Genomic DNA, 25418 nt, shown 5'->3' on the forward strand with positions numbered 1-25418 from the left:
CCTATGCGGGGGTTGTCTGAGGCGCCGACCTGCGCGCCGGCCAGAGGAAGAGAACGAGGGCGGGCACGAGGTAGACCGCCCAGGCGACGATCTCGAGCACGCTGGGCTGGGGGGTGATGTTGAACATCCCGGCGAGCAGAGTCGCGTACCAGGTGGACGGGTCGAGCCAGCTCGCCGCGTCGTACGCCAGATGGGAGATGCCGGGCAGGAACTCGGCCTCCTGCAGGGAGTGCACGCCGTACTTGAAGATGCCGGCGGCGACCAGGATGAGCAGCACCCCGGTCCACTTGAAGAACACCGTCAGGTTGACCCGGACCGCCGTCGCGTACATCAGGTAACCGATGGCGATCGCGGTGGCGACGCCGCCCAGCAGCGCGGCCAGCGGCCCGCCGTTGAGGTCGGCGCCCTGCACCGCGGCGTAGAAGATCAGCGAGGTCTCGAGCCCTTCGCGGACCACCGCGAGGAAGGCCATGAAGCCGACCGCGAACGAGCCGACCGCGAGGGCCTCCTGCAGCCTGTTGCGCAGTTCGCCGGCGATGCCGCGGGCCGCCCGCCGCATCCAGAAGATCATCCAGGTGACGAAGCAGACCGCGGCGACCGAGGTGATCGCCTCGAACGCCTCCTGCTGCTTGAAGTCCTTGAGCAGGGTGGTCTCGGTGTAGCTGAGCAGCCAGCCGAACAGCACCGACAGCGCCACCGCCGCGGCGACACCGGCCCACACCACCTTGAGCCGATCCTTGCGTTCCGATTTGACCAGGAACGCGATGAGGATGCTGACCACCAGGGTGGCTTCCAACCCCTCGCGCAGGCCGATGAGGTAGGTGGCGAACATGTGACTCCGAAGCTAAGGCGACCCTAAGTTAGGTTGGGCATACCTTAGCCAGCCGGACGGATCCGCCGTCAAGAGGGGTCCTACATTTTGTAGGTCACAGAAAAGGGCGGCCCCGATCAGGGCCGCCCTTGAAGATGGATCAGGCGCGGTCGAACTCCCCGCCCCGGACACCCGAGATGAAGCCGCTCCACTGTGCCGCGGCGAACGTGAGCACGGGCCCGTCGACGTCCTTCGAGTCACGTACCAGTACGGCCGAGGGAACATTCGCGACTTCGACGCAATGTCCCGCGGCGCCGCTCCGAGTGCTCTTACGCCAGGTGAGATTGGCGTCCTGCATGGCAGTCCCCTTCCAAGGAATTAGGCACTCCCATTTCAGCTCACGAGGCGGCAATAACGCGGAGCGCTTCCTCCCTTTCAGCGATGGCCGTTCGGCTCTCTTCTGCGGAGAGTGCGCGTTTCCGCAGGTCATCGAGGGCATCCCGGTAGACCTCGATCTCGTTAGGTTTCACCCAAAAGAGACCGCCGGTAAGCCCTTCGATGTGCACCACCGGCGCCCGGGTGCCCGGTGCGAAGTCCAGAACCATGAACGATTCGATCTGCCCGGCGTGCGCGCCGGCCGAGAACGGCAGGATCGACAACTCAATTCCGGGGCGGCGGCTGGCCTCGGTCAGCCGGGCCAACTGGCGGCGCAGGACGTCCGGCCCGCCGACCTCGCGGTGCAGCACGGCCTCGTCCAGCACCATCCGCAGCACGGGCGGCGGGTCCCGGGTCAGCACCGCCTGGCGGGCCATGCGCAGCGCGAGCCGGCGCTGGATCACATCCGGATCGCCGACGTCGGCGCCGCGCTCGATCACCGCCCGGGCGTACTCGTCGGTCTGCAGCAGACCCGGCACCACCTGGGCCTCCCACTCGCTGATCAGGGCGGCCTCGCCCTCCAGCGCGACGTATTCGTCGTAGGGGTCCGGCACCGACGAGCGGTACTGCGTCCACCAGGCCCGGTCACTGCCGCGCCGGGCCAGGTCACGCAGGCGGCCGCGGTCCTCCACCCGGACGCCGTAGGCGGTCAGCAGGCGATCGAGATCACCCTCGCTGATCGACGTGTGCGCGGTCTCGATCCGGCTGAGTTTCGACTCGGACCAACCCAGCGCGGTCGCGACCGCCGCACCGCGACGGTCGCCACGAAGCCGGCGCAGCTCGCTGCCGAGCTCGCGCCGGGCGGTAGAAGTCGGCCGGGCCATCTCGCCACCATAGACAGATGCCGGTGCCGCTCTGCAACTTGCATTGCACACTCTGCACTTGCATGCAGGTCAGGGGGCGTGACGTAATGAACATGAACGACGGGATCACGGTAGCGGCAACTGCCGTGCCCCCGGAGAGATCGAGCCCCCGTCCGGCGGGCGGACGGGGGCTCGATCCTGCTCAATACCGGTAGTGATCCGGTTTGTACGGCCCCTCGACCGCGACCCCGAGATAGCCGGCCTGCTCCTTGGTGAGCTCGGTCAGCCGCACGCCGAGCGCGGCCAGATGCAGCCGGGCGACCTTCTCGTCCAGGTGCTTGGGCAGCACGTGCACCCCGACCGGATAGTCCGCGGTCCGGGTGAACAGCTCGATCTGGGCGATCGTCTGATTCGAGAAACTGTTGCTCATCACGAACGACGGGTGGCCGGTCGCATTACCCAGGTTCAGCAGGCGACCCTCGGACAGCACGATGATCGAGTGCCCGCCGGCGAAACTCCACTCGTCGACCTGCGGCTTGATGGTGGTCTTGGAGACATCGCCGCGGCGTTGCAGGCCGGCCATATCGATCTCGTTGTCGAAATGGCCGATGTTGCCAACGATGGCCTGGTGTTTCATCCGCGCCATGTGCTCGTGCGTGATCACGTTGAAGCACCCGGTCGCGGTCACGAAAATGTCGGCACAGGAGACGACGTCATCGATCGTCGCCACCTGATATCCGTCCATCGCCGCCTGCAGCGCGCAGATCGGGTCCACCTCGGTGACGATCACCCGGGCGCCCTGGCCACGCAGCGATTCGGCGCAGCCCTTGCCCACATCGCCGTAACCGAACACGACGGCCACCTTGCCGCCGATCAGCACGTCGGTGGCCCGGTTGAGACCGTCGATCAGCGAGTGCCGGCAGCCGTATTTATTGTCGAACTTCGACTTGGTCACCGAATCGTTCACATTGATCGCCGGGAACAGCAGCGTGCCGTTCTGCTGCATCTCGTAGAGCCGGTGCACGCCGGTGGTGGTCTCCTCGGTGACGCCCTTGACCGCGGCCGCCACCCGCATCCAGCGCCGGTCGTCCTCGGCCAGGCTGCGGGCGAGCACGCCGAGGATCACCGCATATTCCTCCGAGTCGGCCGAATCAACCCCCGGAACCGCGCCGAGCTTCTCGTACTCGGCGCCCTTGTGCACGAGCAGCGTCGCATCCCCGCCGTCGTCGAGAATCATGTTGGGCCCGTCGCCGTCCGGCCACAACAGGACCTGCTCGGTGCACCACCAATACTCTTCGAGCGACTCGCCCTTCCACGCGTAAACCGGCACACCCTGCGGTTTCTCCGGGGTGCCGGCCGGGCCCACCGCAATCGCGGCGGCCGCATGATCCTGGGTCGAGAAAATGTTGCAGGAGGCCCATCGCACCTGGGCGCCGAGCGCGGTGAGCGTCTCGATCAGCACCGCGGTCTGAATGGTCATGTGCAGCGAACCGGTGATTCGCGCGCCGCGCAGCGGCTGGCTCGGCCCGAATTCCCGGCGCAACGACATCAGGCCGGGCATCTCGTGCTCCGCCAGTTGGATCTCTTTGCGTCCGAAGGCGGCGAGCGACAGATCCGCGACCTTGAAGTCGCCGTCGGCAACCGTTCGCGGACGAATGGTGCTGGTCATTTATGAACTCCTCGGGCGGGATTGGCGGCGATTCACTTCCGGCGCCGACCTACTAACGCAATTCAGCCACGCTGGGCGACACCAACGCGCGGCTCACTCACGCTGAGCGTTGCGGGGTCCATTTATGCGTACGCGGCGGGGCCGTTCACAACCGCAGCAACACCCGGCCCGCCGCTCGGCGCGATCAACTGCGACACCGGCGCGTGCCGCGCCTCTCGCGTGAGGCGCGACCACGCCGGCGTCGAACCCTGGTCGATCAGGCCGAGCCGATGCGCAGCGTCATCCCCGACCGCGCGGGCCCGGCCCCGGATAGCGAACGGGGCGGCAGGCCTAGACCCGCCGCCCCGTTCATCCCCCCGGTTTGGTACCGCGCGCGTCCGTGGGACCCCCCGATCACCAATGACGCTGCGTGGTTATAGATTTACACTCCGCATTCGCTACGTCAAGCAAATCCGGAAATTTCCTAGTTTCACGGGCGGGTCGCGTCACTCTCGGCACACGCGGAACACCGAAAAATGCCTACACGCGAGAGGCGCGGCACGCGCCGGAGTGCCCGGCCGCTCGCGCTGAGCGGCCGGTCGGCCGTTATTGCGGTTGGTTACCTGGCTACCGCGTACCCATATGGGTTATGCCGGGACCGTGGCGATGAACGCCTGGCCGGTGCCCGCGATTTTGAGTTTTCCGGCGTCCGCCGGGGCGTAGGCGGCGTCGCCGCGGGTGAGGTCGATCGGGGTGCCGTCGATCGACTCGCCGAGGAAGAGTTCGCCGGCGGTGGCCAGGATGATGCGCGGGCCGTCGGCCGGGATCTCGAGCGGCGGGCGGGTGCTGTCGACCTCGATGCGATAGAGGACGAAGTCCGGGATCGGGACCGACCAGGTCAGGATGCCGGGAGCGACCTCGATCGCGCGCAGGATCGGGTCGTCGAGCACCTCGAAACGCAGCACCTTGAGCAGCTCGGGGACGTCCACCCGCTTCGGGGTGAGGCCGCCGCGGAGGACGTTGTCGCTGGCCGCCATGAGTTCCACGCCGGCGCCGCGCAGGTAGGCGTGCAGGTTGCCGGCCGGCATCCAGATCACCTCGCCCGGCTGCAGGTGTACGTGGTTGAGCAGGAGGGCCACCAGCACGCCCGGATCGCCGGGGTAGAAGGTGGCCAGTTCGGTGGCCAGCGGGCTGCTGCCGGCCGCCACGACGGCCTCGACCAGCCCGCGACGGTCCTCGTCGGGCCAGCTCAGCAGGGTCTGCACCGCGGTGGCCAGATCGCCGGCCCGCAGCGCGGCGAGCACCGGGTCCAGCGCCGGGATGCCGAACGCGGCGATGTCGTCGGCGGCCGCGGCCGGGTCCCGGAAACCGCACAGCGCCTCGAACGGGGTGAGCGCCACCAGCATCTCGGGCTTGTGGTTGGCGTCCGTGTAGTTCTTCGGCAGGCTCGGGTCGGCCTCCTGGCGGGCCCAGGCCTCGCGGGCGTAGTCGAGCGACGGGTGCGCCTGCAACGACAGCGGCGCGTCGGCCGCCAGGACCTTGAGCAGGAAGGGCAGGCGGGGGCCGAACTCGGCCACCACCTGCTCCCCCAGATGCGCCTTCGGGTTGTCGGCGATCAGCGTGGGCAGGCTGACGCCATCGACCGTGGACGGGTCGCCGGGATGCGCACCGAGCCACAGCTCGGCCTCGGGCGCCTCGGTGGGGCCGGGACGCCCTTGCAGGTCGGCGATCACTGTGCGCGAGCCCCACGCGTAGGGGCGGATGACACCGGTCAACGGGTACACGGTCATAGGCCGCAGAATATCGGGTGCTAAGCCGTCGCTGGGGCACCCTCGGCGACTGCCGCGGCCCGGCGCTCGCTGAAGATGTCGGGCTCGATGTAGATGACCCGGGCGATCGGAACGGCCTCGCGGATGCGCTGCTCGGTCTCGTCGATGTGCGACGCCAGGTCGTCGGCCCGCTCGGCCCGCGGCACGGCGATCTTCACGGCGACCAGCAGCTCCTCGGGGCCGAGGTGCAGGGTCTTCATGTGGATGATCCGCTCGATGCCGTCGCCGGCCAGGATCGCCGTCTCGATCTTCTTGACGTCTTCCGGGCTGGCGCCCTCGCCGATCAGCAGGCTCTTCGTCTCGATCGCCAGGACCACGGCGATCGCGACCAGCAGCACGCCGATCGCCCCGGTGCCGATGCCGTCCCACACACCGTCGCCGGTGATCAGCGTGAGCGCCACCCCGAACAGGGCCAGCACCAGGCCGATCAGGGCACCGGCGTCCTCGAGCAGCACCACCGGGAGCTCCGGCGCCTTGGCCCGGCGCACGAAGTTGACCCAGGTGGTCTTGCCCCGGGTGTGGTTGGACTCCCGGATCGCGGTCATGAACGAATAGCTCTCCAGGCCGATCGCGATGACCAGCACCAGGATCGGGACCCACTTCCAGCCGTGGATCGGTTCCGGGTGCCGGATCTTGTGGTAGCCCTCGTAGAGCGCGAACAGGCCACCGACGCTGAACAGCACGATCGACACGATGAACGCGTAGATGTAGCGCTCCCGGCCGTAGCCGAACGGGTGCTCCGGGGTCGCCTTCCGCTTCGCCTGTTTGCCGCCGATGAGCAGCAGCAACTGGTTGCCGGAGTCAGCCACCGAGTGGATCGCCTCGGCCAGCATCGACGACGAGTTGGTGAGCAGCCACGCGACGAACTTGGTGACCGCGATACCGAGGTTCGCGGCCAGCGCCGCGACAATCGCCTTCGTGCCGCCTTCGGTGCTCACTGAATTCCCTCGGGCATCGGGTTCGACAGCTCCTTCATCTCGCTGATGGCGGGCACGGCCATCGGGTCGAGTCCGTGCGCCAAAGCAAGGTACAGCGAGGCGAAGTCGGGCACCGCGGTGAGCGAGGCCAGCCGTTCCAGGGCCGAGCCGCCCTCGGCGGTCAGCACGTCGACGCGCACCCCACGCCGCTCGGCCAGGGTCTGCACGGCGTCGGCCCGACGCTCCTCGACCGCGATCGGCTCGTCGGCGTCTTCCTCGGGGTTGAGCCCGCCGTCGCGGAACACCACGAGACGCAGCCGGGTGCCGGTCGACTCCTCTTCCTCGTCGGGGTCGGCGAAGATGTCGCGGGACGACTCGGCGAGACCGCCGAAGACGCCGTCGAGCAGCCCCACCCGGCCGCGGCCGGCCTCGCCCAGCGCACCGGCCATCACCGGGTAGCGCGCGTTGGCGGCCAGGGTGTCGGCGAAGCGGCGGGCGGCCACGGTGGCCAGCGGGGACGAGCCCCAGACGATCGGGATCGAGCCGGCCAGGCCGAGCGCGAGCGACTTGGCCGGGTTGACGAACGAATCGGCGCCGGCCCGGCACCGCTCGGCGTCGGCGTCCAGCCGGGTCGCGGTCTCGGCCAGGTCGGCCTCGTTGACCTTGACCAGGCCGATCGCGCGGGCCGCGAGCAGCACCGGCACGGTCAGGCCCCAGAGGCTGGCCCGGGCCGGCGCGCGGCGCGGCACCGGGATGAACGGCGAGCGGGCCCGCTCGGCCATTGCCTGCAACTCGGTGTCGGGGTTACCGATAGCGATCAGCCGGGCGCCCCGGCGGACCGCGGCCTCGGCGGCGGCCAGCGCCTCGGGGCTGCGCCCGGAGGCGGAGACGGCGATGACCACGTCGGCCGCGCCCACCCAGCCGGGGATGCCGGCGCTGCGGTGCCCGATGATCGGCACCGGGCAGCGGTGACCGGCCACGGTGGCCAGGATGTTGCCGGTCAGGCCGGCGGTGCCGATGCCGGCGACGACGACCGCCCGGGGGCGGCCCTCGTCGGCCATCATGCTCAGATCGGCCTCGGCGGCCAGGGCCGCGGACTCGCGGACCTGGGCGCCGGCCGATGCGGTGGCGCGGAGCATGCCACCGGGGTCGTTGGCGAGCATCGACTTCTCGTCGTCGAGCAGCGACTCGTCGGCGACGCGGTGCCCGTTGACTCCGGACGCGCCCTCCAGCGGGGTGGCCATCAGGCCTCCTTCGCGGACGGCTGCCGCGCCTCGTCGAGAAGCAGAACCGGGATGTCATCGCGGATCTCGAAGATCCGCCCGCACTCCGTGCAGGTGAGCGTCTGCGCCTCGGCGTCGTGCGTCAACGGCGCGTGATGCGTGTCCGGGCAGGCCAAAATGTCCAGCAACTGCGGATCGAGGGCCACCGAACGACTCCTTTACGGCTTACGGAAATCTAGCCACCCGATCCTACCGGCGGACGATCGAGAGCACTTCGTCCCTCAGCGATGCCATCCGATCCGGCTTCGGAGCCTCCACGTTGAGCCGCAGCAACGGCTCGGTGTTGGAGGCGCGCAGGTTGAACCAGGCACCGTCGGCGAGCGTCACGGTCAGGCCGTCCAGCTCGTCGAACGTGGCGTCCGGGAACGCCGCCCGGACGTCGGCGACCCGCGCCGGGGCGTCGCCCACGGTGGAGTTGATCTCGCCGGAGGCCGCATAGCGCTCGAACTCGGCGGCGAACTCGGACAGCGGGCGGTCCTGCCCGCCGAGCGCGGCCAGCACGTGCATGGCGGCCAGCATGCCGGTGTCGGCGAACCAGAAGTCGCGGAAGTAGTAGTGCGCCGAGTGCTCACCGCCGAAGACCGCGTTGGTGCGGGCCATCTCGGCCTTGATGAACGAGTGGCCGACCCGGCTGCGCACCGGCTTGCCGCCGTTCTCGGTGATGATCTCGGGCACCGCCGACGAGGTGATCAGGTTGTGGATGATCGTGCTGCCCGGGAACTTGGCCAACTCCCGCTTGGCGACCAGCGCGGTGACCGCCGAGGGCGAGACCGGGTCGCCGTTCTCGTCGATGATGAAGCAGCGGTCGGCATCGCCGTCGAACGCGACGCCGATGTCGGCACCCTGCGCCCGGATGGCTTCCTGCAGGTCGACCAGGTTGGCCGGATCGAGCGGGTTGGCCTCGTGGTTCGGGAACGAGCCGTCCAGCTCGAAGTACATCGGCACGATGGTCAGCGGCAGGGCCGCGAGCACCTGGTCACCGAGCACGGCCGGGACGGTGAAGCCGCCCATCCCGTTGCCGGCGTCCACGATCACCTTGAGCGGCCGGATGCCGGACAGGTCGACCAGCGAGCGCAGGTGCGTCGCGTAGTCGCGGAGCAGGTCGCGGGACTCGATCCGGTCGGGGCCGTCGGCGTCGGCGTTCAGGTCGCGCAGCAGCTGCTCCGCGCGGCGACGGACGATGGCGAGGCCGCTGTCCTGACCGACCGGCTTGGCGCCGGCCCGGCACAGCTTGATGCCGTTGTATTGCGCCGGGTTGTGGCTGGCGGTGAACATCGCACCGGGCAGGCCGAGCGCCCCGGAGGCGTAATAGAGCTGGTCGGTGGAGCCGAGACCGGTGTTGATCACGCCGGCACCGGCGGCGTTGGCGCCCCGGGCGAAGGCGGCGGCCAGGCCCGGGCCGGACTCGCGCATGTCGTGGGCGATCACGATCTGGTCCGCGTCGTCCCCCGACTCGCGCAGCATCTCGACAAAAGCGGTGCCGAGCGCCCGGGCGACTGACTCGTTGAACTGGTCGGGCACCGTTCCGCGGACGTCGTACGCCTTGACGATCTTGGACAGATCAGACAATTCTCCCCCTCACCCCGTTGATTCCCGCTGAGAGTAGCGGAGGCAAGAGAACGGCAAGGTAGCAACGGGACGCCACCACTGTTACGGGTGGCTTGTCGTCCGGGGTGATGCGGGTCACGATGGACGGGACTGGAGGTGGCCCGTGGCCAATCCCTGGCTCGCCCTCGACCTCGGTGCCGATCCGGCCGAACGGATTCGGCAGGTCGGGCGTGCCCACGAGCAGTTCTGTTCAGGGGGACTCAGCTTGTCGGGTGATCAACAGCCTCCGCAGATCCGCTCGGTGGTCGCCGACTCGTGGAAGCGCTCAGCCTCCGCGCTGCCCGGGGCCGACGGCACCCCGCCGATCGACCTGAGCGACGGCGAGCTGGAGGAGTACCGGGCGGCCCACCCGCTGGCGCGGGTGCTGCCGATCTTCCGCGACCTGCTGGGCGGTCTGGCCGAGGACGGCGACAACCTGATGGCGGTCTGCGACGCGTACGGGCGACTGCTCTGGGTCGAGGGGGCCGGCTCGATGCTGCGCGGCGCCGAGCAGATGAACTTCGTGCCGGGCGCCCGCTGGGACGAGGCGCACGCGGGCACCAACGCCCCCGGCACCGCGCTGGCCATCGACCACTCCCTGCAGATCTTCGCGACCGAGCACTTCAGCCGCTCGGTGCAGCGGTGGACCTGCGCGGCCGCCCCGATCCACGACCCGGGCACCGGCCGGCTGCTCGGCGCGATCGACGTGACCGGCGGCGACCACCTGGCCAACCCGCACAGCCTGGCCCTGGTCCGGGCGACCGCGCTGGCCGCCGAGGCCTACCTGGGCAGTCAGCTCACCCCGCACACCGCGGCCGGCCGGGTCGCCGCCCTGGGCCGCAACGAGGCCATGCTGACCTTCGGCGGGTCCCGGCAACGACTCGGCCGCCGGCACTCGGAACTCCTGGTCCTGCTCCTGGAGCACCCGGAAGGGCGTACCGGGGAGGAACTTGGTTTTGATCTCTATGGCGAGGACGTCAGCCCGGTGACCGTTCGGGCCGAGCTGTCCCGGCTGCGCCGCACGCTCGGCCCGGAGCTGGTCGAGTCCCGCCCCTACCGGCTGCGCGCCGAGCTCGACTCGGACTTCCGCACGGTGACCCGGCTGCTGGAACGCGGGCGGGTGGCCGAGGCCCTGGAGGAGTACGCGGGGCCGCTGCTCCCCGGCTCCGACGCGCCGGGCATCTCCCGGCTGCGCCGGCTGGTCGACGGCCAGCTGCGGGCGGCGGTGCTGGCCACCCGCGACTGGTCGCTGATGCGCACCTGGCTGCACCAGCCGTGGGGCGCCGACGACCTGGAGATGTGGGAGGCGTACGCGAGACAGCTCCCGCACGGCTCCCCGGCCCGCCCCCTGGCGGTGAACCGGGTCCGCCAACTGGCCACCGAATACGGTCTTGCAACGTTCCCGCAACGTGCTCGTAACTAGCTTGGCCCGTACCTACCCCGCAGGTACGGAGGCCAACGATGACCACATACTCCCCGCCCGGTTCCGACGGATCGATCGTCAGCTACGAGTCCCGCTACGACCACTACATCGGTGGCGAGTACGTCGCGCCGGCCAAGGGCCAGTACTTCGAGAACCCCTCCCCGGTCACCGGTGAGAACTTCACCGAGGTAGCCCGGGGCACGGCCGACGACGTGGAGCGGGCGCTGGACGCCGCGCACGGCGCGGCCGACGCGTGGGGCCGCACCTCGGTCGCCGAGCGCGCCAACATTCTCAACAAGATCGCCGACCGGATGGAGGCGAACCTCGAGAAGCTCGCCGTCGCCGAGGCCTGGGAGAACGGCAAGCCGGTCCGGGAGACCCTGGCCGCCGACATCCCGCTCGCGATCGACCACTTCCGGTACTTCGCGGGCGCGATCCGGGCCCAGGAGGGCACGGCCGGCGAGATCGACGACGACACCATCGCGTACCACTTCCACGAGCCGCTCGGCGTGGTCGGCCAGATCATCCCGTGGAACTTCCCGATCCTGATGGCGGTCTGGAAGCTGGCCCCGGCCCTGGCCGCCGGCAACTGTGTCGTGCTCAAGCCGGCCGAGCAGACCCCGGCCTCGATCCACCTGCTGATGTCGATCATCGGCGACCTGCTCCCGCCGGGCGTCCTGAACATCGTGAACGGCTTCGGCGTGGAGGCCGGCAAGCCGCTGGCCAGCTCGAACCGGATCGCGAAGATCGCGTTCACCGGCGAGACCACGACCGGCCGGCTGATCATGCAGTACGCCTCGGAGAACCTGATCCCGGTCACCCTCGAACTGGGCGGCAAGAGCCCGAACATCTTCTTCGAGGACGTCAGCCGGGCCGACGACGACTTCTACGACAAGTCGCTCGAGGGCTTCTCGATGTTCGCGCTCAACCAGGGCGAGGTCTGCACCTGCCCGTCCCGCGCGCTCATCCAGCAGAGCATCTACTCCGACTTCCTGGCGGCCGGCGTGAAGCGGGTGGACAACCTCAAGCAGGGCAATCCGCTCGACACCGACACCCAGGTCGGCGCGCAGGCGTCCAACGACCAGCTCGAGAAGATCCTGTCGTACCTCGACATCGGCCGACAGGAGGGCGCTCGCGTCCTGACCGGTGGCGGCCGGGCCGACCTCGGCGGCAACCTGTCCGGCGGTTACTACGTGCAGCCGACGATCTTCGAGGGCTCGAACACCATGCGGATCTTCCAGGAGGAGATCTTCGGGCCGGTCGTGTCGGTGACCTCGTTCGCCGATTACGCGGACGCCATCAAGATTGCCAACGACACGCTCTACGGCCTCGGCGCCGGCGTGTGGACCCGGGACATCAACACGGCGTACCGGGCCGGTCGCGCGATCAAGGCCGGCCGGGTGTGGACGAACTCGTACCACCTGTACCCCGCGCACGCCGCGTTCGGTGGTTACAAGCAGTCCGGCATCGGCCGGGAGAACCACAAGATGATGCTGGACCACTACCAGCAGACCAAGAACCTGCTGGTGTCGTACAGCCCGAAGGCGATGGGCTTCTTCTAGGCCATGACTGCGACGAGAGTTGACGTGACCCCCGCGGCGGCCGACATGATGCGGCAGCTGCGGGGTCAGCACGGTCCCCTGATGTTCCACCAGTCCGGCGGGTGCTGCGACGGCAGCTCGCCGATGTGTTACCTGGAGGGCGAGTTCCGCACCGGCCAGTCCGACGTGCTGCTCGAATCCCTGAAGATCGACGGGGTGGACGAGCCGATCACGTTCTGGATGTCCGGCTCGCAGTTCGAGCTGTGGAAGCACACCCACCTGACGGTGGACGTGGTCCCGGGGCGCGGCGCCGGCTTCTCGCTGGAGGCCCCCGAGGGCGTACGTTTCCTGATCCGCTCGCGCCTGCTCACGGCGGCCGAGCTGGACGAATTGTCCTAATTATTCAGTTCCGGGTACGGGTCGTCGCGCAAACGGCTGAACAGCACGCCGTCGCGCCACTGCCCGGCCCGGAACTCGGCCGCCCGGATCACGCCTTCCTGCTGGAACCCGGCCTTGAGCAGCGCTTTCCGCTCGGCCACGTTTTCCGCCTGGGTGCCGGCCTCCACCCGCTGCACCGGGAAGTGCTCGAAGACGTACGCGGTGAGCAGTGCCTGCGCCCGCCAGCCGATCCCCCGCCCGCGGTGCGGCGGCAGGATCGCGCATCCGATCTCGTAGCAGTCGCCCCGGACGCCGTGGCGCTTACGGCTCAACGAGACGAGACCGACTGCCTCGCCGTCCACGTCCACCATCAGCCGAGTCACGTCCTCGTTCAGGAAGCCGTTCTCGTCGTGCAGCCGGGCCAGGTGCGCGACCGAGTGGAACCCGGTCCAGGTGTTGGCCGAATAGTCCGGGTCCTGGGCGTGGGCATGCAGGATCTCGAGTTCGTCCGCGCGGATCGGGCGCAACCGGATGTTCATCCGTCCAGGATGGGCCGTTTGATCGTTGCGCGCCGCCCCTACGTTCTCTGAGATGAGCGAGTGATTTAGATCCCGGAAGTGTGCCGTCCGGGGATCGAAAGTGGCGATCAGCCGGCCACATCGGGCAGTGTCGTCATTCGAGATACCTGGGGAGGTTTTGATGCGGTTGTCGCGTTCCAAGAAGTTGGTGCTTCTCGGGGTGGCCCTCGTGATGGTGGGTCTGGCCGGGCGGGCTTCGGCGGACGAGACCCCCTCCGCGGCCCCCTCGCCTGCGCCGTCCAGTGCTGCACCACTGCCACCGGCGGCGAAGAAACCGAAGCCGAAGCCCAAGCCGGCGACCGTCAAGCCCGCAGCACACAAACCGTCCGGACCGGCCGGCAGCCGGATGACCACCGGCAGCAAGGCGGTAGCGCTGACCTTCGACGACGGGCCCGATCCGGCTCAGACGCCGAAGATCCTCAAGCTGCTCGCCCAGAACCACACCAAGGCCACCTTCTGCCTGGTCGGCAAGAACGTGCAGAAGCACCCCGAGTTGGTCCGCAAGATCGTGGCCGGTGGGCACACCCTGTGCAATCACACCTGGAGCCACGATCTGAAGCTGGGCAAGAAGTCGCCGGCGAAGATCAAGGCCGATCTGGCGCGTACGAACGCCGCGATCCGCAAGGCCGCCCCGAACGCGAAGATCAAGTATTTCCGGGCCCCGGGCGGCAACTTCACGCCCGGTGTCGTCGCGGTCGCCAAGCAGCTGGGCATGACGTCGCTGTACTGGCGGGTCGACCCGCGCGACTGGGACCACCCGAAGGGCGAGACGCACGCGCAGCACCGGGCCCGGGTCATCGCCCGGGTCGAGCGGAACACCCACGCCGGTGCGATCGTGCTCTCCCACGATTACGCCCAGCCGGACACCATCGCGGCTTACCGCACCCTGCTGCCGTGGCTGCGCAAGCGCTACAAGCTGGTCGGCCTCTAAAGAGGGCTAGTGGGTCGGCGGAATCACCCGTAGGTGGCCCCGGCGGCCGGTCTGGTGGCCGGGGAGGTTCTGCTCGTCGCTGCGCGGGGGCGGGGCCGGGGGCCGGGCCGCCTCACGCACCGCGTCAGCCAGCGCGACCAGGTCGTCGGTGGTGGGCGGCGGGGGCGAGAAATCGCCGTCGTGCCGAACCAGGTCCCAGCCTCGGGGGGCGGTGAGGCTGCGGGCGTGCGGCTCGCACAGGTCGTACGTATGGGGCTCGGCGAACGCCGCCAGGGGGCCGACGACGGCGGTCGAATCGTTGTAGACGTAGGTCAGAGTGGCGACCGCCTGTCGGGGACAGCCGTTCCGGGAGCAGCGCCGTGGTGACCTCACGGCGGCACGTTATCGCCCCGCGGGCGCGCACGCGCCCTGAAACCGCGCGACACGCCGACCCGCCGTGCATCACGATTCGGCTATACCCGGGTGACACGCCGCCCCGTTGGGACGAATTGTGGCCGGACACGCGGCGAAACCCGGCTGTCACCGAGTACCCCCTGCGGAGGACTAGAGTTGCGAGGTGACCACCAGCCCTGAGCGCCGACGCAACACGGCCCGCAGAGAAGGCCCGGGTCATCCGACCCGCCGCGATCGCCACGGCCGTGGTCTGCGCGGCCGGCTGGTGCCCGCGACCGTGCCCCTGGCCCGCACCAAGGCCGAGATCTTCGACGATCTTGTGCTGGACACGGTCGAGAGCCTCGAGCGGCGTTACGCGAAAGAGTTGGCCGGCGTCGAGTTCGCGGTGGAGGACGTGCCTCCCGATCTCAACGTCTACGACTCCGACGTGCTCGAGGACGGCGAGGTGCCGCTGGCCCGCCTGCTGCCCGGCCGCCCCGGCCGGCAGGAGCTTCCCCCTCGGATTGTGCTCTACCGGCGGCCGTTGGAGTTCCGGGCGATGGACCGCGAAGACCTCGCCGACCTCGTCCACGATGTGATCATCGAGCAGGTAGCCAACCTGCTCGGTGTGGATCCAGACGAGCTTTCCTAGAGCCTGTTAGGCCACGCGCCGCTTCAGCTTGCGGCGTTCACGCTCGGACAATCCACCCCAGATGCCGAAGCGCTCGTCGTGACCCAGTGCGTATTCCAGGCATTCCCCCTTGACCTCGCACCGGCCACAGATCCGCTTCGCCTCCCTGGTGGAGCCGCCCTTTTCCGGAAAGAAAGCTTCCGGATCAGTCTGCGAACACAGCGCCCGCTCCTGCCACTCGGGCGCGTCCCCGAGCAGGTCTACCCCTTCAACCTGCGCTTCCATCGGCGTGCCTCCCAATTCCCGCGTCGGCATCACTGCCGACGCTGACCCCCCACGCACGCGGCGTGTTTTTTGCGGAGCGAACGCGAAAGTTACGTAGCGTCCGACCCCACAACCCCACCCGAAATTACACGCGTGTAAGACGTGCGTCGTCAAGCCGAACCTGATAAATAGGCCCGTTTCCCCGGCGCGCCTTCGGCGCGTCGTGGTCCCGTTCCTGCCCTATCTCTCAGGAGCCACACAGGGTTACGCCACCCTGGCGCGTCACGTCCAATTTAACCCGATTTGTGACCTTGTAACCAAGGTCCAATCGGTTGAGGTGATCAACCCGACAGGGGGACTACCTGCGGCCATACACAGTCGTTCGCTCGACCGCGGGTCGGCCGGCCGCCGCCGCGAGCTCCTTCAGCTCCGCCACCGTGCGCGCCGAACCGTGCTCCGAGCCCGCCATCCGGGAGATGGTCTCCTCCATCAGGGTGCCGCCAAGATCATTGCAACCGCTGTTGAGCATTACCCGGGTGCCCTCGTCGCCAAGCTTCACCCAGGAGCACTGGATGTTGTCGATCCGGCCGTGCAGCAGGACCCGGGCCATCGCGTGCACGACCCGGTTCTCCCGCCAGGTCGGGCCGGGGCGGGCCAGGCCGGCCAGGTAGATCGGGGCGTTGGTGTGGATGAACGGCAGCGCCACGAACTCGGTGAAGCCACCGGTCTTGTCCTGGATGCCGGCCAGCACCCGGAAGTGCCCCAGCCACTGTCGGGGGTGGTCGACGTGGCCGTACATCATGGTCGAACTGGACCGGATGCCCACCTGGTGAGCCGTGCTGACCACGTCGATCCAGGTGCTGGCGGGCAGCTTGCCCTTGGTGAGCACCCAGCGCACGTCGTCGTCGAGGATCTCGGCGGCGGTGCCCGGGATGGTGTCGAGGCCGGCCTCGCGTAGCTCGGTCAGCCATTCCCGGATCGGCACCCCGGCCTTGGAGGCGGCCGTGACGATCTCCATCGGGGAGTACGCGTGTACGTGCATGCCCGGCACCCGCTGCTTCACGGCGCGCACCAGATCGGCGTACGCGGTGATCGGCATCTTGGGGTCGATGCCGCCCTGCATGCAGACCTCGGAGGCGCCGTCCTGCCAGGCCTGCTCGGCCCGGTCGGCGACCTGCTCGACGCTCAGCCGGTAGGCGTCGGCGTCCTTCTCGCGCTGGGCGAACGCGCAGAACCGGCAGCCCACGTAGCAGACGTTGGTGAAGTTGATGTTCCGGTTCACCACGTACGTGATGTCGTCGCCGTTGACCTCCTTGCGCAGGTCGTCGGCGATCCGGGCGAGCTCGTCCAGGGCCGAGCCGTCCGCGTTGAACAGGGCCATCGCCTTGTCCTCGTGCTCCGGCAGCAGCAGCGCGGCCGGGTTCTCCCCGGCCAGCTTGAGGCCCGCCAGCACGTCGGCCGGCAGACTGGTGGCGCTGTCCGTGGTGATGTGCGCGGCGACCTCTTTCCAGTCGCCGTAGACCTCGTCGAAATCGGAGCGACGGTCCTCGGTGCGGCCGGTGGTGTCGATCGTGGCGAACAGGTCGGTGCGGCCGGTGCCGAACGCGTCGTCGGGCTCCTGCCACGGTTTGCCGGTCACCTCGGCGTCCTCGTTCGCGAGGCCGTCGCTGTCCGCCAGCGCTGCCACGTGGGCCGCGAGCCGGGGGTCCAGCCAGCCCTCGTTGGCGCGCTTCACGAACTCGGGATAGATCGTCAGGCGCTCCCGGAGGACAAATCCGGCCTCGGCCGACTTTTCGCGCAGTAGATCGATCTGCGGCCAGGGCCGCTCCGGGTTCACGTGGTCCGGGGTCACCGGCGAGACGCCGCCCCAATCGTCGATGCCGGCCTTCAGGAGCAGGGAGAACTCGGCGTCGATCAGGTTCGGCGGGGCCTGGATGCGGGCCCGCGGGCCCAGGATGATCCGGCCCACCGCCACCGTCGCGGCCAGCTCACGCAACTCCGCGTCCGGCATCCCGCGCATCGCGGTGTCCGGCTTCGCGCGGAAATTCTGGATGATGACTTCTTGGATGTGGCCGTACTCCCGGGCGGTGCGCCGCATCGCGAACAGCGCGTCGACCCGCTCGGCCCGGGTCTCGCCGATGCCGATCAGGATGCCGGTGGTGAACGGGACGCCCACCCGGCCGGCGTCGTCGAGCACGCGTAGCCGTACGGCCGGCTCTTTGTCCGGCGAACCGTAATGCGGACCGCCGGGCTCGGACCACAAGCGGGTGGCCGTGGTCTCCAGCATCATCCCCATGCTCGGCGCCACCGGCTTGAGCCGTTGCAGCTCGGCCCAGCTCAGCACGCCCGGGTTGAGGTGCGGCAGCAGGCCGGTCTCCTCCAGCACCGCGATCGCGCAGGCCCGCACGTAGTCGAGGGTGGAGTCGTAGCCGCGCTCGTCGAGCCACTGCCGGGCCGCCGGCCACCGCTCCTCCGGCCGGTCGCCCAGCGTGAACAGCGCTTCCTTGCAGCCCTGCGCGGCGCCCTGGCGGGCGATCTCGAGAACCTCGTCGCGTTCCAGGAACGCCGCCGGCAGGCGATGCGGCACGGTCGCGAAGGTGCAGTAGTGACAGCGGTCGCGGCAGAGCCGCGTCAGCGGGATGAATACCTTGCGGGAGTACGTCACGACGCCCTCGCGGCCGGCCAGGCGCAAACCGGCGTCCCGGATGCCGCCGGCGATCGCCAGCAGGTCGTCGAGCGGATCACCGGTGGCCGCCAGCAGTGCGGCGGCCTCCTCGGCATCGATCGCCTTGCCGTCGGCGGCGCGGCGCAGGGCGCGGCGAATGCTCGCCTCGGTCGGAACCGGTTCCTCGTTGACCTTTACCACGCAGTGCAGCCTAGGCCGGAAAGTGACCGGTTGCCCCGGTCGTGCCCGGGCGCGCGCAGTGGAATAGGACACGGCGGCGCCCGGGACTTACCGGCGGGTCCTATTGACGGGGCGGATCCTGATCGGCCGGCCCGTACCCCGGGCGGTCATCGGTGATCTTCTGGGTGCGGTCCTCGACCGGCACCACCTGGGTGGGCTCACCCGCCGGGGCGACCTGCGGCGCGACCTGGGTGTGCTCGGCCGGCGGCGGGGTGAAGGCCGGCGGGGCCGGGGTGGGCACGGCCACCGGCGGCTGGTTCCAGGCCGGGGGCTGCTGGCCGTACATCCCGGGGGCCGCGTAGCCCGGCTGGCCGGGCGCCGGCGGGTAGCCCGGCTGCGGCGGCGGGCCACCGTATTGCTGACCAGGGCCGGGCTGGCCCGGAGGCGGGCCGTAACCGGGCTGGCCCGGGAAAGCGCCGGCCTGGTTGTACTGCGGCTGGCCGTAGACGCCCGGCTGCGGCTTCGGGCGCGGCGTGTAGAACATGTTGCGCCAGATCAGGAACACCGCGTAGGCCGCCACGGCGAACACGGCGAGCCAGGCCACCCGCACCAGCAGGCCCTCGAAGGCGCTGCGGGCGCCGTTGTGGCCGGCCTCGTTGATCAGGCCGATCAGCACGCCGAAGAACAGCCCGAACACGGCCATCACCGCGTACTCCACGACGGCCGCGATGACGATCAGTTGCGCCTTCGGGTGCCGCGGCTCGACCACGAGCGAGAGCAGCACGGCCCCGATCGGGAAGGCGATGGTGGCCAGGTTGATGAAGCTGCCGAAGCTGCCCTGGGCGCGATAGCCGAAGCCGTCGCCGAACAGGTCGACGATCGCCACGAGAAGCAACACGGCGGTCGCCCCGACCAGGGCGTAGGCCGCCAGATCGCGGAGGGGGCGAAGGTACTGGCCGGCCGATCTGCCCTCGCCCGGCGCGGGCTGCGGTTGGCTGGTCACGGTTTCTCCCTGACGGATGATGATTTTGAGACCGGCACAGCGTAGACCGGTCGTGCATCCATCCGACCGCCTCGCGCGCCGCCCCTAAGAACGACTTAAGACGTGGTCTCGGTTACCCACTCGCCGGTTCTGTCATACCGGTGGGAGAGGATGTCGCCATGCGGATCGTGGTCCTCACCGGCGGTATAGGCGGTGCGAAATTCCTCGTCGGCGTGCGTGCTCATGCGCGGGCCGTCGGCGCCGACGTCACCGCCGTGGTCAACGTCGGCGACGACGTGCGCATGCACGGCCTGCAGATCTGCCCCGACCTGGACAGCGTGATGTACACGCTGGGTGGCGCCCACGACCCCGAGCGGGGCTGGGGCCGGGTCGGCGAGACCTGGGTGGTCAAGGAGGAACTCGCCGCCTACGGCGTCGAGCCGTCGTGGTTCGGCCTGGGCGACAAGGACACGGCGACCCATCTGGTACGCACGCAGATGCTCACCGCCGGATACCCCCTGTCCGCGGTCACGGCGGCGTTGTGCGAACGCTGGCAGCCCGGCGTCACCCTGCTGCCGGCCACCGACGACCGGGTCGAGACGCACGTGGTGGTCGACGTCGACGGCGAGCGCAAGGCCATCCACTTCCAGGAGTGGTGGGTCCGCTATCGCGGCGAGTTGCCCACCCACCGCTTCGTGTTCGTCGGTGCCGACGCGGCAAAACCAGCCCCCGGCGTCCTCGACGCGATCGCGGCCGCCGATGTCGTCCTGCTGGCCCCGAGCAATCCCGTGGTCAGCATCGCCCCGATCCTCGCGGTCGACCAGATCCGCGAGGCCGTGGTCGGCGGCTCGGCCCCGGTCGTCGGCGTCTCCCCGATCATCGGCGAGTCCCCGATCCGCGGCATGGCCGACAAGTGCCTGGCCACCCTCGGCGTGGCGGTGAGCGCGGCCGGGGTCGGCGCGCTCTACGGCAGCCGCGCCGACAACGGCCTGCTCGACGGCTGGCTGATCGACAGCACCGACGACGGCACCGAGGTGCCCGGCGTGCCGACCCGGGCGGTCCCGCTGTGGATGAGCTCCGAGGAGACGACCGCCCAGATGGTGCGTGACGCCCTGTCCCTGGCCGGTGTCTCGTGACCGGCCTGCAGATCCGGCCGGTGCACGGCATCGGCGACGTGACCGCCGGCGACGACCTGGTCCAGCTGATCGCGGCGGCCGCGCCCTGGCTCGCCGACGGCGACGTCCTGGTGGTGACCAGCAAGATCGTCTCCAAGGCCGAAGGCAACCTGGTCGAGGTCCCGGCCGACGGCCCCGAGCGCGACGCCGCCCGGGCCGCCGCCCTGGTCGCCGAGACCGCCCGGGTGGTGGCCCGCCGCGGCCCCACCACGATCGTCCAGACCCACCACGGCTTCGTGATGGCCGCGGCCGGCATCGACGCCTCCAACGTCGACAAGACCCACCTGGTGCTGCTGCCGGCCGACCCCGACGCGTCGGCCCGCCGGCTGCGCGCCGGTTTCCGGGCCCGCGGCCTCGACGTCGCGGTCATCGTCTCCGACACGATGGGCCGGGCCTGGCGCAACGGCCTCACCGACGTCGCCCTGGGCGCCGCCGGCATCCCGCCCTTCCGCGATCACCGCGGCGAGACCGACCCCTACGGCAACGAGCTGCAGATCACCCAGATGGCCGTGATCGACGAACTGTCGGCGGCCGGCGAGCTGGTCAAGGGCAAGGTCGACAACGTGCCGGTGGCGGTGGTCCGCGGCTACCTGAAAGCCGGCCCCGGCGCTCCGGCCGACGGCCCCGGCGCTGCCCCGCTCCTCCGCGACGCCGAGAGCGACATGTTCAGCCTGGGCACGAGCGAGGCCCGGGCGGCCGGCCTGCGCGACGCCGCCCAACTGCCCGACGCCCTCCAGTCCGACCGGCCGGTCGACCCCGAGGCGGTGCGGCGCGCCCTGGATACGGTGGCCGCCCACCTGTCCCGCACGACCACAGTCACCCCGGCCGAGGCCTCGGCCACCAACGCCGCCGCCCTGCATCTGCAGACCCGTGACACCACGCCCGCCGGCCTGATCCGCCTGGGTGCCGACGCCCACCGCCTGCGCGCCGCCCTGGCCGCCGAGTCGGTGGCCAGCATCGCCCTGCCGCACGACGACGGCATCCGCCTCGAACTCTCCGGAGCCACCGCATGACTGACCTCTACGACGACGCGGTCCGAGTGCTGACCGGCTGGCGGGCCACCACCGAGGACGGCGACCTGGCCCGCAAGCGCGTCCTCGAGCTGCTGACCGCCGGCCCGGTCGCGATGACCAGGGCACACCGTCCCGGTCACGTCACCGCCAGCGCCCTGGTCGTCGACCCCGACGGCCGGCTGCTGCTGTGCCTGCACGGCCGCCTGGGCAAATGGATGCAGCTGGGTGGCCACTGCGAACCCACCGACCGCACCCTGGCCGAGGCGGCCCTGCGCGAGGCCACCGAGGAGTCCGGCATCCCCGGCCTGAGCCTCGACCCCGACCCGATCGACGTGGACGTCCACGAGGTCCGCTGCGGCCCCGCCGACGGCCAGCCGGCGACCCCGTCGGTGCACTACGACGTACGCTTCCTGCTCCGCAGCCCGGCCGGCGCGACCGAACAGATCAGCGCGGAATCCGCGGCCCTCGGTTGGTTCGCCCCCGACGCGCTGCCGTCCCCGCTGGCCTCGGCGACGGCCCGGCAGATCCCACCCGCGCTGTCCCGCCTGAGCTGACCACTCAGCTCTCGTCGTCGGCCGGCGGCCGCGGCACCGGAATGTGCGTGGTGTCCTCGCCGACCTCGTCCGGCGGCCGCTCCCGGCCGAAGACGCTCTTCGGCCGCTCCCCCGCCCGGACCACGGGCGGCAGGATCCGTCCCGTCGGGTCCTCGGCGAAGTTGGGCGCCTCGGCATCCGCGATGGACACCGCAGGCTCGAACGTCACCACTTCGGTGCGTTCCCCCGGCGGCGTGACCAGATGCGGCCGGATGATCTGCGTACGCTCGTCATCCACCGTCTTCCCGGCCAGCCGAATCACCTGCGTCTCGTCCCCACCGACGTCCCCGGTGGCGCGATCGCTGAGATTGCGGGTCCGTTCGCCCAGTCCGCGAATGTCCCGGGTGGGCCACTCCCCGATGGGCCGCGCCGGAAACCGAAGGACCTGAGTCTGCTCGGCCGAGTCGGTCGGCCCTTTCGTCTCGATGATCCGAGTCCGCTCCCCCGGGTCGCTGACCGGGAACGGAAGCAGCTTCCGCTCCCCCGAATCCCCCACCGGAAGCCGAACAACCTGCGTCTTCTCCCCGTCATCCCGAACGGGAAGCCGAACGACCTGCGTCTTCTCGCCGTCATCCCGCACCGGAAGCCGAACGACCTGCGTGCGCTCCCCGTCATCCGCCACCGGCAGCCGAACGACCTGGGTCCGCTCCCCGTCGTCCCCCACCGGAAGCCGAACGACCTGCGTGCGCTCGGCGTTGTCCCCCACCGGGAACTTGATGACCTGCGTCCGCTCCCCGTCATCCGGCAACGGCAGCCGAACCACCTGGGTCCGCTCCGAGTCATCCGCAGCCGGAAGCTTGATGACCTGCGTGCGATCCCCCGGCGCCGGTGTTCCACCGAGCGCCTCCGCGGTCTCGCCGTCCCCCACGGGCCCGGCCGCGGACTCCCGCTCCTCGTCGCCCGCGCCCTCCGGCCCATCCCCATCCGGCTCGTCGCCCGGCTCGTCGTCGCCCGGCTCGTCGTCGCCCGGTTCATCGCCAACCGGCTCGTCGCCATCCCCGGTGCCGGATCCGGCGTCGTCGCCCGCCTCGGCCACCGGCATCGCGTCCGCTCCGCCACGAGCAGTGAGACCCTCCGCAGACTCGGCATCGCCGCCCGCCTCAGCCACCGGCATCGCGTCCGCTCCGCCGCGAGCAGTGAGACCCTCCACAGACTCGGCGTCGTCGCCAACGAGCGGGCCCGCCGCCGTCCCCTCGGCAACCTGGGTCCCCGCATCGGCCGTCGCCGTCGACCCATCCCCGCCATCGGCGACCGCCAAGGTCGCGTCGTCATCCGCACCGGCGACATCGGCAGTCCGCTCACCGTCGCCGGATTCCTCAGGCCCATCCGCAGTGGCCTCAGCCACCACCGCAGGCCTCGGCTCATCGTCGGCCTCTGCCGACGTCACCGCAGCCGTCGGCTCCTCGTCGGTCTCCCCCGACACGAGCGCAGCCGTCAGCTCGTCATCGGCCTCCGTCGCCACCACCGCGTCCGTCGGCTCATCGTCGACAACAACCTCGGCGCTCGCTGGCTCGGCGTCGACCGCAGGCCCGACGACGGCCGTCGTCGGTTCATCCCCGCCGACCGGCTCGGCCACGGCCACCGCCGGTTCGTCTTCGGCGCCGGGCGACGCCGCTGGCTCCGCTTCCTGAGCTGGCTCGCCCACGTCGGCCGTCGGTTCGTCACCCTCGGCTGACTCGGCGATCGCCAGCGTCGACTCATCGTCGTTCGCGACTTCGGCGGCTGCCTCCCCCTCGACAGCGCGCGATTCATCCACCGCTGCGGGCTCGACAACATCAGCCGTCAGCTCATCGCCTTCGGCTTCGGCTTCGCCTTCGGCTTCGGCTTCGGCTTCGGCTTCGGCTTCGGCTTCGGCTTCGGCTTCGGCTTGATTTTCGACGTCCGAGCCAACCGCCTCGGTCGCCGAGTCGCTCACCACCGTCGGTTCATCGGCATCCTCGGCTGCCGCGGGCACAAGCCCGCTGTCGGCTTCCGCCGCCTCGCGCGCTGCCGCCAGGCCATCCGCTGCCGTCTGCTCGTCGTCGCCAGCCTTCGCCGACGCCGTCGGCTCGCCCTCGGCCGCCGGGTCAACCGCGATAGCGGTCAACTCGCCCTCGCCGACCGTCAGCAGCGTCGTCGGCTCGCCCTCAGACGCCGAACCACCCACCGCAATCGTCGGCTCATCCCCGTCGGCCTTCAACAGGGTCGTCGGCGCGTCGTCGGACGCCGAACCATCCACTGCGGCTGTCGGCTCACCCCCGCCGAGCTGCATCGCCGTCGTCGGCTCGCCGTCGGACGCCGAAGCATCCACCGCGACCGTCGACTCATCCCCGCTGGTCTCCACGACCGGCGCCGGCTCTTCACCGGCCCCATCACCCACCGCAGCTGTCGGCTCGTCTCCGCCGGCCTCCACCACGGTCGTCGGCTCGGCCTCGGCGGCCGGGCCGACCGTCGCAGCTGTCGGCTCGTCCGCACCGGCCGTCAGCAGCGTCGTCGGCTCGTCCTCGGACGCCGAAGCAGCTACCGCAGCTGTCGGCTCACCCCCGCCGAGTTCCACCGCCGTCGTCGGTTCACCCTCGGACGCCGAACCAACCAGCGCAGCTGTCGGCCCACCCCCGCCGAGCTGCATCGCCGTCGTCGGCTCACCCTCGGACGGTGGAGCAGCTACCGCGACCGTTGCGTCGTCTTTGCCGGGTTCCATCGCCGTCGTGGGCTGCTGGGTTGGGGCGGTTACTTCCTCGGTTGGGTCGTTGTTGGTGGCGGGGACGATCACTGTCGTGTTGTTGGAGGGTGAGGCCAAGGGGGCCGTGTCGTCGTCGGACGAGGTGGGTGGCAGGCGCAGGACCGTTGTCGGGTCGGGGTCGAGGCCGGGAGTGGTGATCATCGTGGTCTGGGCCGCGTGGATCGGGACGCCGGGGACTGCGGCGGCCCCCCGGAAACGCCCGATCTCGCCGATCAGCGGCAGCACCGGGGGCTCGTACTTCTGCCAGCGGCGCGCGCTCAACGCCGTACAGATCAAAGGGACCGCGAGCAGCGCGGCCAAGCCGTAGCCGGGCCGGGAAAGATCGAAGCCCTCCTTGGCCACCGAAGGTGGCCAGGCGTCGGCGTAGGCCGACGGGGACGCCAGCGCCCACAGCGTCACGCTGAGGTAGGCGACGCCGGCGGCGGCCGGGCCGGCCGGGGAAATGGGGCCCAGGACCAGGATTCCGTACGCGGCTCCGGCCAGCAGCAGCATCAGTAAGCCGGTGAATGTCTCGACGGCGAAGCCGTCCCGGCCGCGGGTGGTGAGGTCGCTGTTGAGGCCTGCGCCGGTGAGGATCCACGCGGCCGGCGCCAGGACGAGGGCGTACAAGATCGACCTGATGTGGCGCACGTTCACTCCCCGGATGGTTCCTGACTT

23 protein-coding genes are annotated in these 25418 nt (G+C 70.1%); 8 read left to right on the forward strand and 15 right to left on the reverse strand.

Annotated features, from left to right (window positions below):
* Window position 1 precedes the first annotated feature (1 nt).
* The 9 genes from efeU to Ate02nite_RS09605 form a co-directional block, all read right to left on the reverse strand.
* On the reverse strand, window positions 2-832 hold the full coding sequence (efeU, locus tag Ate02nite_RS09565) for an iron uptake transporter permease EfeU (protein ID WP_203802362.1): 831 nt from the start codon (window positions 830-832) through the stop codon (window positions 2-4).
* A 139-nt stretch (window positions 833-971) separates the two neighbouring features.
* A complete protein-coding gene (locus Ate02nite_RS09570; protein WP_203802364.1) occupies window positions 972-1169 on the reverse strand; it encodes a DUF397 domain-containing protein in 198 nt (65 codons plus the stop codon).
* Between the two features lie 40 nt (window positions 1170-1209).
* A complete protein-coding gene (locus tag Ate02nite_RS09575) occupies window positions 1210-2070 on the reverse strand; it encodes a helix-turn-helix domain-containing protein (protein WP_203802367.1) in 861 nt (286 codons plus the stop codon).
* A 181-nt stretch (window positions 2071-2251) separates the two neighbouring features.
* Complete coding sequence (gene ahcY, locus Ate02nite_RS09580; protein ID WP_203802370.1) at window positions 2252-3718, reverse strand: adenosylhomocysteinase; 1467 nt, start codon at window positions 3716-3718, stop codon at window positions 2252-2254.
* A gap of 626 nt (window positions 3719-4344) precedes the next feature.
* The gene (gene manA, locus Ate02nite_RS09585) at window positions 4345-5487 is read right to left on the reverse strand and encodes a mannose-6-phosphate isomerase, class I (RefSeq protein ID WP_438871175.1); all 1143 of its coding nucleotides are present in this window, start codon (window positions 5485-5487) and stop codon (window positions 4345-4347) included.
* A gap of 20 nt (window positions 5488-5507) precedes the next feature.
* The gene (locus Ate02nite_RS09590; protein ID WP_203802372.1) at window positions 5508-6464 is read right to left on the reverse strand and encodes a cation diffusion facilitator family transporter; all 957 of its coding nucleotides are present in this window, start codon (window positions 6462-6464) and stop codon (window positions 5508-5510) included.
* Entirely contained in the window at window positions 6461-7687 is a 1227-nt protein-coding gene (locus Ate02nite_RS09595) for an SIS domain-containing protein (protein WP_203802374.1), read from the reverse strand. Before Ate02nite_RS09595 ends, Ate02nite_RS09590 begins: the two co-directional genes overlap by 4 nt.
* Entirely contained in the window at window positions 7687-7872 is a 186-nt protein-coding gene (locus tag Ate02nite_RS09600; protein WP_203802376.1) for a Trm112 family protein, read from the reverse strand. The genes Ate02nite_RS09595 and Ate02nite_RS09600 overlap by 1 nt, the downstream gene beginning before the upstream one ends.
* Before the next feature lie 43 nt (window positions 7873-7915).
* Window positions 7916-9295: a phosphomannomutase/phosphoglucomutase gene (locus Ate02nite_RS09605; RefSeq protein WP_203802378.1), complete on the reverse strand. Its 1380-nt coding sequence runs from the start codon at window positions 9293-9295 to the stop codon at window positions 7916-7918.
* A gap of 142 nt (window positions 9296-9437) precedes the next feature.
* Here Ate02nite_RS09605 and Ate02nite_RS09610 point away from each other — a divergent pair, with 142 nt between their 5' ends.
* Genes Ate02nite_RS09610 through Ate02nite_RS09620 form a run of 3 tightly spaced genes read left to right on the forward strand, consistent with a single transcriptional unit; the run spans window position 9438 to window position 12676 of the window.
* Window positions 9438-10736: a GAF domain-containing protein gene (locus Ate02nite_RS09610; protein ID WP_203802379.1), complete on the forward strand. Its 1299-nt coding sequence runs from the start codon at window positions 9438-9440 to the stop codon at window positions 10734-10736.
* Window positions 10737-10774: 38 nt separating this feature from the next.
* Complete coding sequence (adh, locus tag Ate02nite_RS09615) at window positions 10775-12298, forward strand: aldehyde dehydrogenase (RefSeq protein WP_203802380.1); 1524 nt, start codon at window positions 10775-10777, stop codon at window positions 12296-12298.
* Window positions 12299-12301: 3 nt separating this feature from the next.
* Complete coding sequence (locus Ate02nite_RS09620) at window positions 12302-12676, forward strand: DUF779 domain-containing protein (protein WP_203802382.1); 375 nt, start codon at window positions 12302-12304, stop codon at window positions 12674-12676.
* Here the strand turns inward: Ate02nite_RS09620 and Ate02nite_RS09625 are convergent.
* Window positions 12673-13194, reverse strand: coding sequence for a GNAT family N-acetyltransferase (locus Ate02nite_RS09625; protein ID WP_203802384.1), 522 nt, complete (start codon window positions 13192-13194; stop codon window positions 12673-12675). The two genes, Ate02nite_RS09620 and Ate02nite_RS09625, sit on opposite strands and share 4 nt — an antisense overlap.
* Window positions 13195-13354: 160 nt before the next feature.
* On the opposite strand from Ate02nite_RS09625, the gene Ate02nite_RS09630 reads away from it, so the two are divergent.
* Window positions 13355-14164 (forward strand): polysaccharide deacetylase family protein, encoded by an 810-nt coding sequence (locus Ate02nite_RS09630; protein WP_203802386.1) that lies wholly within the window; start codon window positions 13355-13357, stop codon window positions 14162-14164.
* Window positions 14165-14170: 6 nt separating this feature from the next.
* On the opposite strand, the gene Ate02nite_RS09635 is transcribed toward Ate02nite_RS09630, so the two are convergent.
* Complete coding sequence (locus tag Ate02nite_RS09635; protein WP_203802388.1) at window positions 14171-14536, reverse strand: DUF3499 domain-containing protein; 366 nt, start codon at window positions 14534-14536, stop codon at window positions 14171-14173.
* A 271-nt stretch (window positions 14537-14807) separates the two neighbouring features.
* Here Ate02nite_RS09635 and Ate02nite_RS09640 point away from each other — a divergent pair, with 271 nt between their 5' ends.
* Window positions 14808-15188, forward strand: a complete 381-nt coding sequence (locus Ate02nite_RS09640) for a metallopeptidase family protein (RefSeq protein WP_189205811.1) — start codon at window positions 14808-14810, stop codon at window positions 15186-15188.
* 6 nt (window positions 15189-15194) lie between these two features.
* Here the strand turns inward: Ate02nite_RS09640 and Ate02nite_RS09645 are convergent, their stop codons facing one another.
* The 3 genes from Ate02nite_RS09645 to Ate02nite_RS09655 all read right to left on the reverse strand — a co-directional run bounded on the left by Ate02nite_RS09645 (window position 15195) and on the right by Ate02nite_RS09655 (window position 19279).
* The gene (locus Ate02nite_RS09645; protein WP_203802391.1) at window positions 15195-15452 is read right to left on the reverse strand and encodes a WhiB family transcriptional regulator; all 258 of its coding nucleotides are present in this window, start codon (window positions 15450-15452) and stop codon (window positions 15195-15197) included.
* A gap of 337 nt (window positions 15453-15789) precedes the next feature.
* The gene (locus tag Ate02nite_RS09650; RefSeq protein ID WP_203802397.1) at window positions 15790-18297 is read right to left on the reverse strand and encodes a bifunctional FO biosynthesis protein CofGH; all 2508 of its coding nucleotides are present in this window, start codon (window positions 18295-18297) and stop codon (window positions 15790-15792) included.
* Window positions 18298-18397: 100 nt separating this feature from the next.
* Window positions 18398-19279, reverse strand: a complete 882-nt coding sequence (locus tag Ate02nite_RS09655; RefSeq protein WP_203802399.1) for a hypothetical protein — start codon at window positions 19277-19279, stop codon at window positions 18398-18400.
* Between the two features lie 158 nt (window positions 19280-19437).
* On the opposite strand from Ate02nite_RS09655, the gene cofD reads away from it, so the two are divergent.
* The 3 genes from cofD to Ate02nite_RS09670 are packed head-to-tail and all read left to right on the forward strand — an operon-like array spanning window position 19438 to window position 22000.
* Window positions 19438-20394 (forward strand): 2-phospho-L-lactate transferase, encoded by a 957-nt coding sequence (gene cofD / locus Ate02nite_RS09660; RefSeq protein WP_203802401.1) that lies wholly within the window; start codon window positions 19438-19440, stop codon window positions 20392-20394.
* Window positions 20391-21446: a coenzyme F420-0:L-glutamate ligase gene (locus tag Ate02nite_RS09665; protein ID WP_239147265.1), complete on the forward strand. Its 1056-nt coding sequence runs from the start codon at window positions 20391-20393 to the stop codon at window positions 21444-21446. The genes cofD and Ate02nite_RS09665 overlap by 4 nt, the downstream gene beginning before the upstream one ends.
* Entirely contained in the window at window positions 21443-22000 is a 558-nt protein-coding gene (locus tag Ate02nite_RS09670; RefSeq protein ID WP_203802403.1) for an NUDIX hydrolase, read from the forward strand. Before Ate02nite_RS09665 ends, Ate02nite_RS09670 begins: the two co-directional genes overlap by 4 nt.
* A 4-nt stretch (window positions 22001-22004) precedes the next feature.
* Here Ate02nite_RS09670 and Ate02nite_RS09675 read toward each other — a convergent pair whose 3' ends face one another.
* A complete protein-coding gene (locus Ate02nite_RS09675) occupies window positions 22005-25397 on the reverse strand; it encodes a hypothetical protein (RefSeq protein WP_203802405.1) in 3393 nt (1130 codons plus the stop codon).
* Between the last annotated feature and the right edge of the window lie 21 nt (window positions 25398-25418).

The sequence above is a fragment of the Paractinoplanes tereljensis genome (genome assembly GCF_016862435.1).
GTDB classification, from domain to species: domain Bacteria; phylum Actinomycetota; class Actinomycetes; order Mycobacteriales; family Micromonosporaceae; genus Actinoplanes; species Actinoplanes tereljensis.

Bases quoted from the DNA above. Each gene is read 5' to 3' on its own strand.
- Ate02nite_RS09630 (WP_203802386.1), top strand. From the start codon at position 13,355: ATGCGGTTGTCGCGTTCCAAGAAGTTGGTGCTTCTCGGGGTGGCCCTC.
- Ate02nite_RS09670 (WP_203802403.1), top strand. From the start codon at position 21,443: ATGACTGACCTCTACGACGACGCGGTCCGAGTGCTGACCGGCTGGCGG.
- efeU (WP_203802362.1), bottom strand. From the start codon at position 832: ATGTTCGCCACCTACCTCATCGGCCTGCGCGAGGGGTTGGAAGCCACC.
- Ate02nite_RS09645 (WP_203802391.1), bottom strand. From the start codon at position 15,452: ATGGAAGCGCAGGTTGAAGGGGTAGACCTGCTCGGGGACGCGCCCGAG.
- manA (WP_438871175.1), bottom strand. From the start codon at position 5,487: ATGACCGTGTACCCGTTGACCGGTGTCATCCGCCCCTACGCGTGGGGC.
- adh (WP_203802380.1), top strand. From the start codon at position 10,775: ATGACCACATACTCCCCGCCCGGTTCCGACGGATCGATCGTCAGCTAC.
- Ate02nite_RS09595 (WP_203802374.1), bottom strand. From the start codon at position 7,687: ATGGCCACCCCGCTGGAGGGCGCGTCCGGAGTCAACGGGCACCGCGTC.
- Ate02nite_RS09625 (WP_203802384.1), bottom strand. From the start codon at position 13,194: ATGAACATCCGGTTGCGCCCGATCCGCGCGGACGAACTCGAGATCCTG.
- Ate02nite_RS09620 (WP_203802382.1), top strand. From the start codon at position 12,302: ATGACTGCGACGAGAGTTGACGTGACCCCCGCGGCGGCCGACATGATG.
- Ate02nite_RS09570 (WP_203802364.1), bottom strand. From the start codon at position 1,169: ATGCAGGACGCCAATCTCACCTGGCGTAAGAGCACTCGGAGCGGCGCC.
- cofD (WP_203802401.1), top strand. From the start codon at position 19,438: ATGCGGATCGTGGTCCTCACCGGCGGTATAGGCGGTGCGAAATTCCTC.
- Ate02nite_RS09575 (WP_203802367.1), bottom strand. From the start codon at position 2,070: ATGGCCCGGCCGACTTCTACCGCCCGGCGCGAGCTCGGCAGCGAGCTG.
- ahcY (WP_203802370.1), bottom strand. From the start codon at position 3,718: ATGACCAGCACCATTCGTCCGCGAACGGTTGCCGACGGCGACTTCAAG.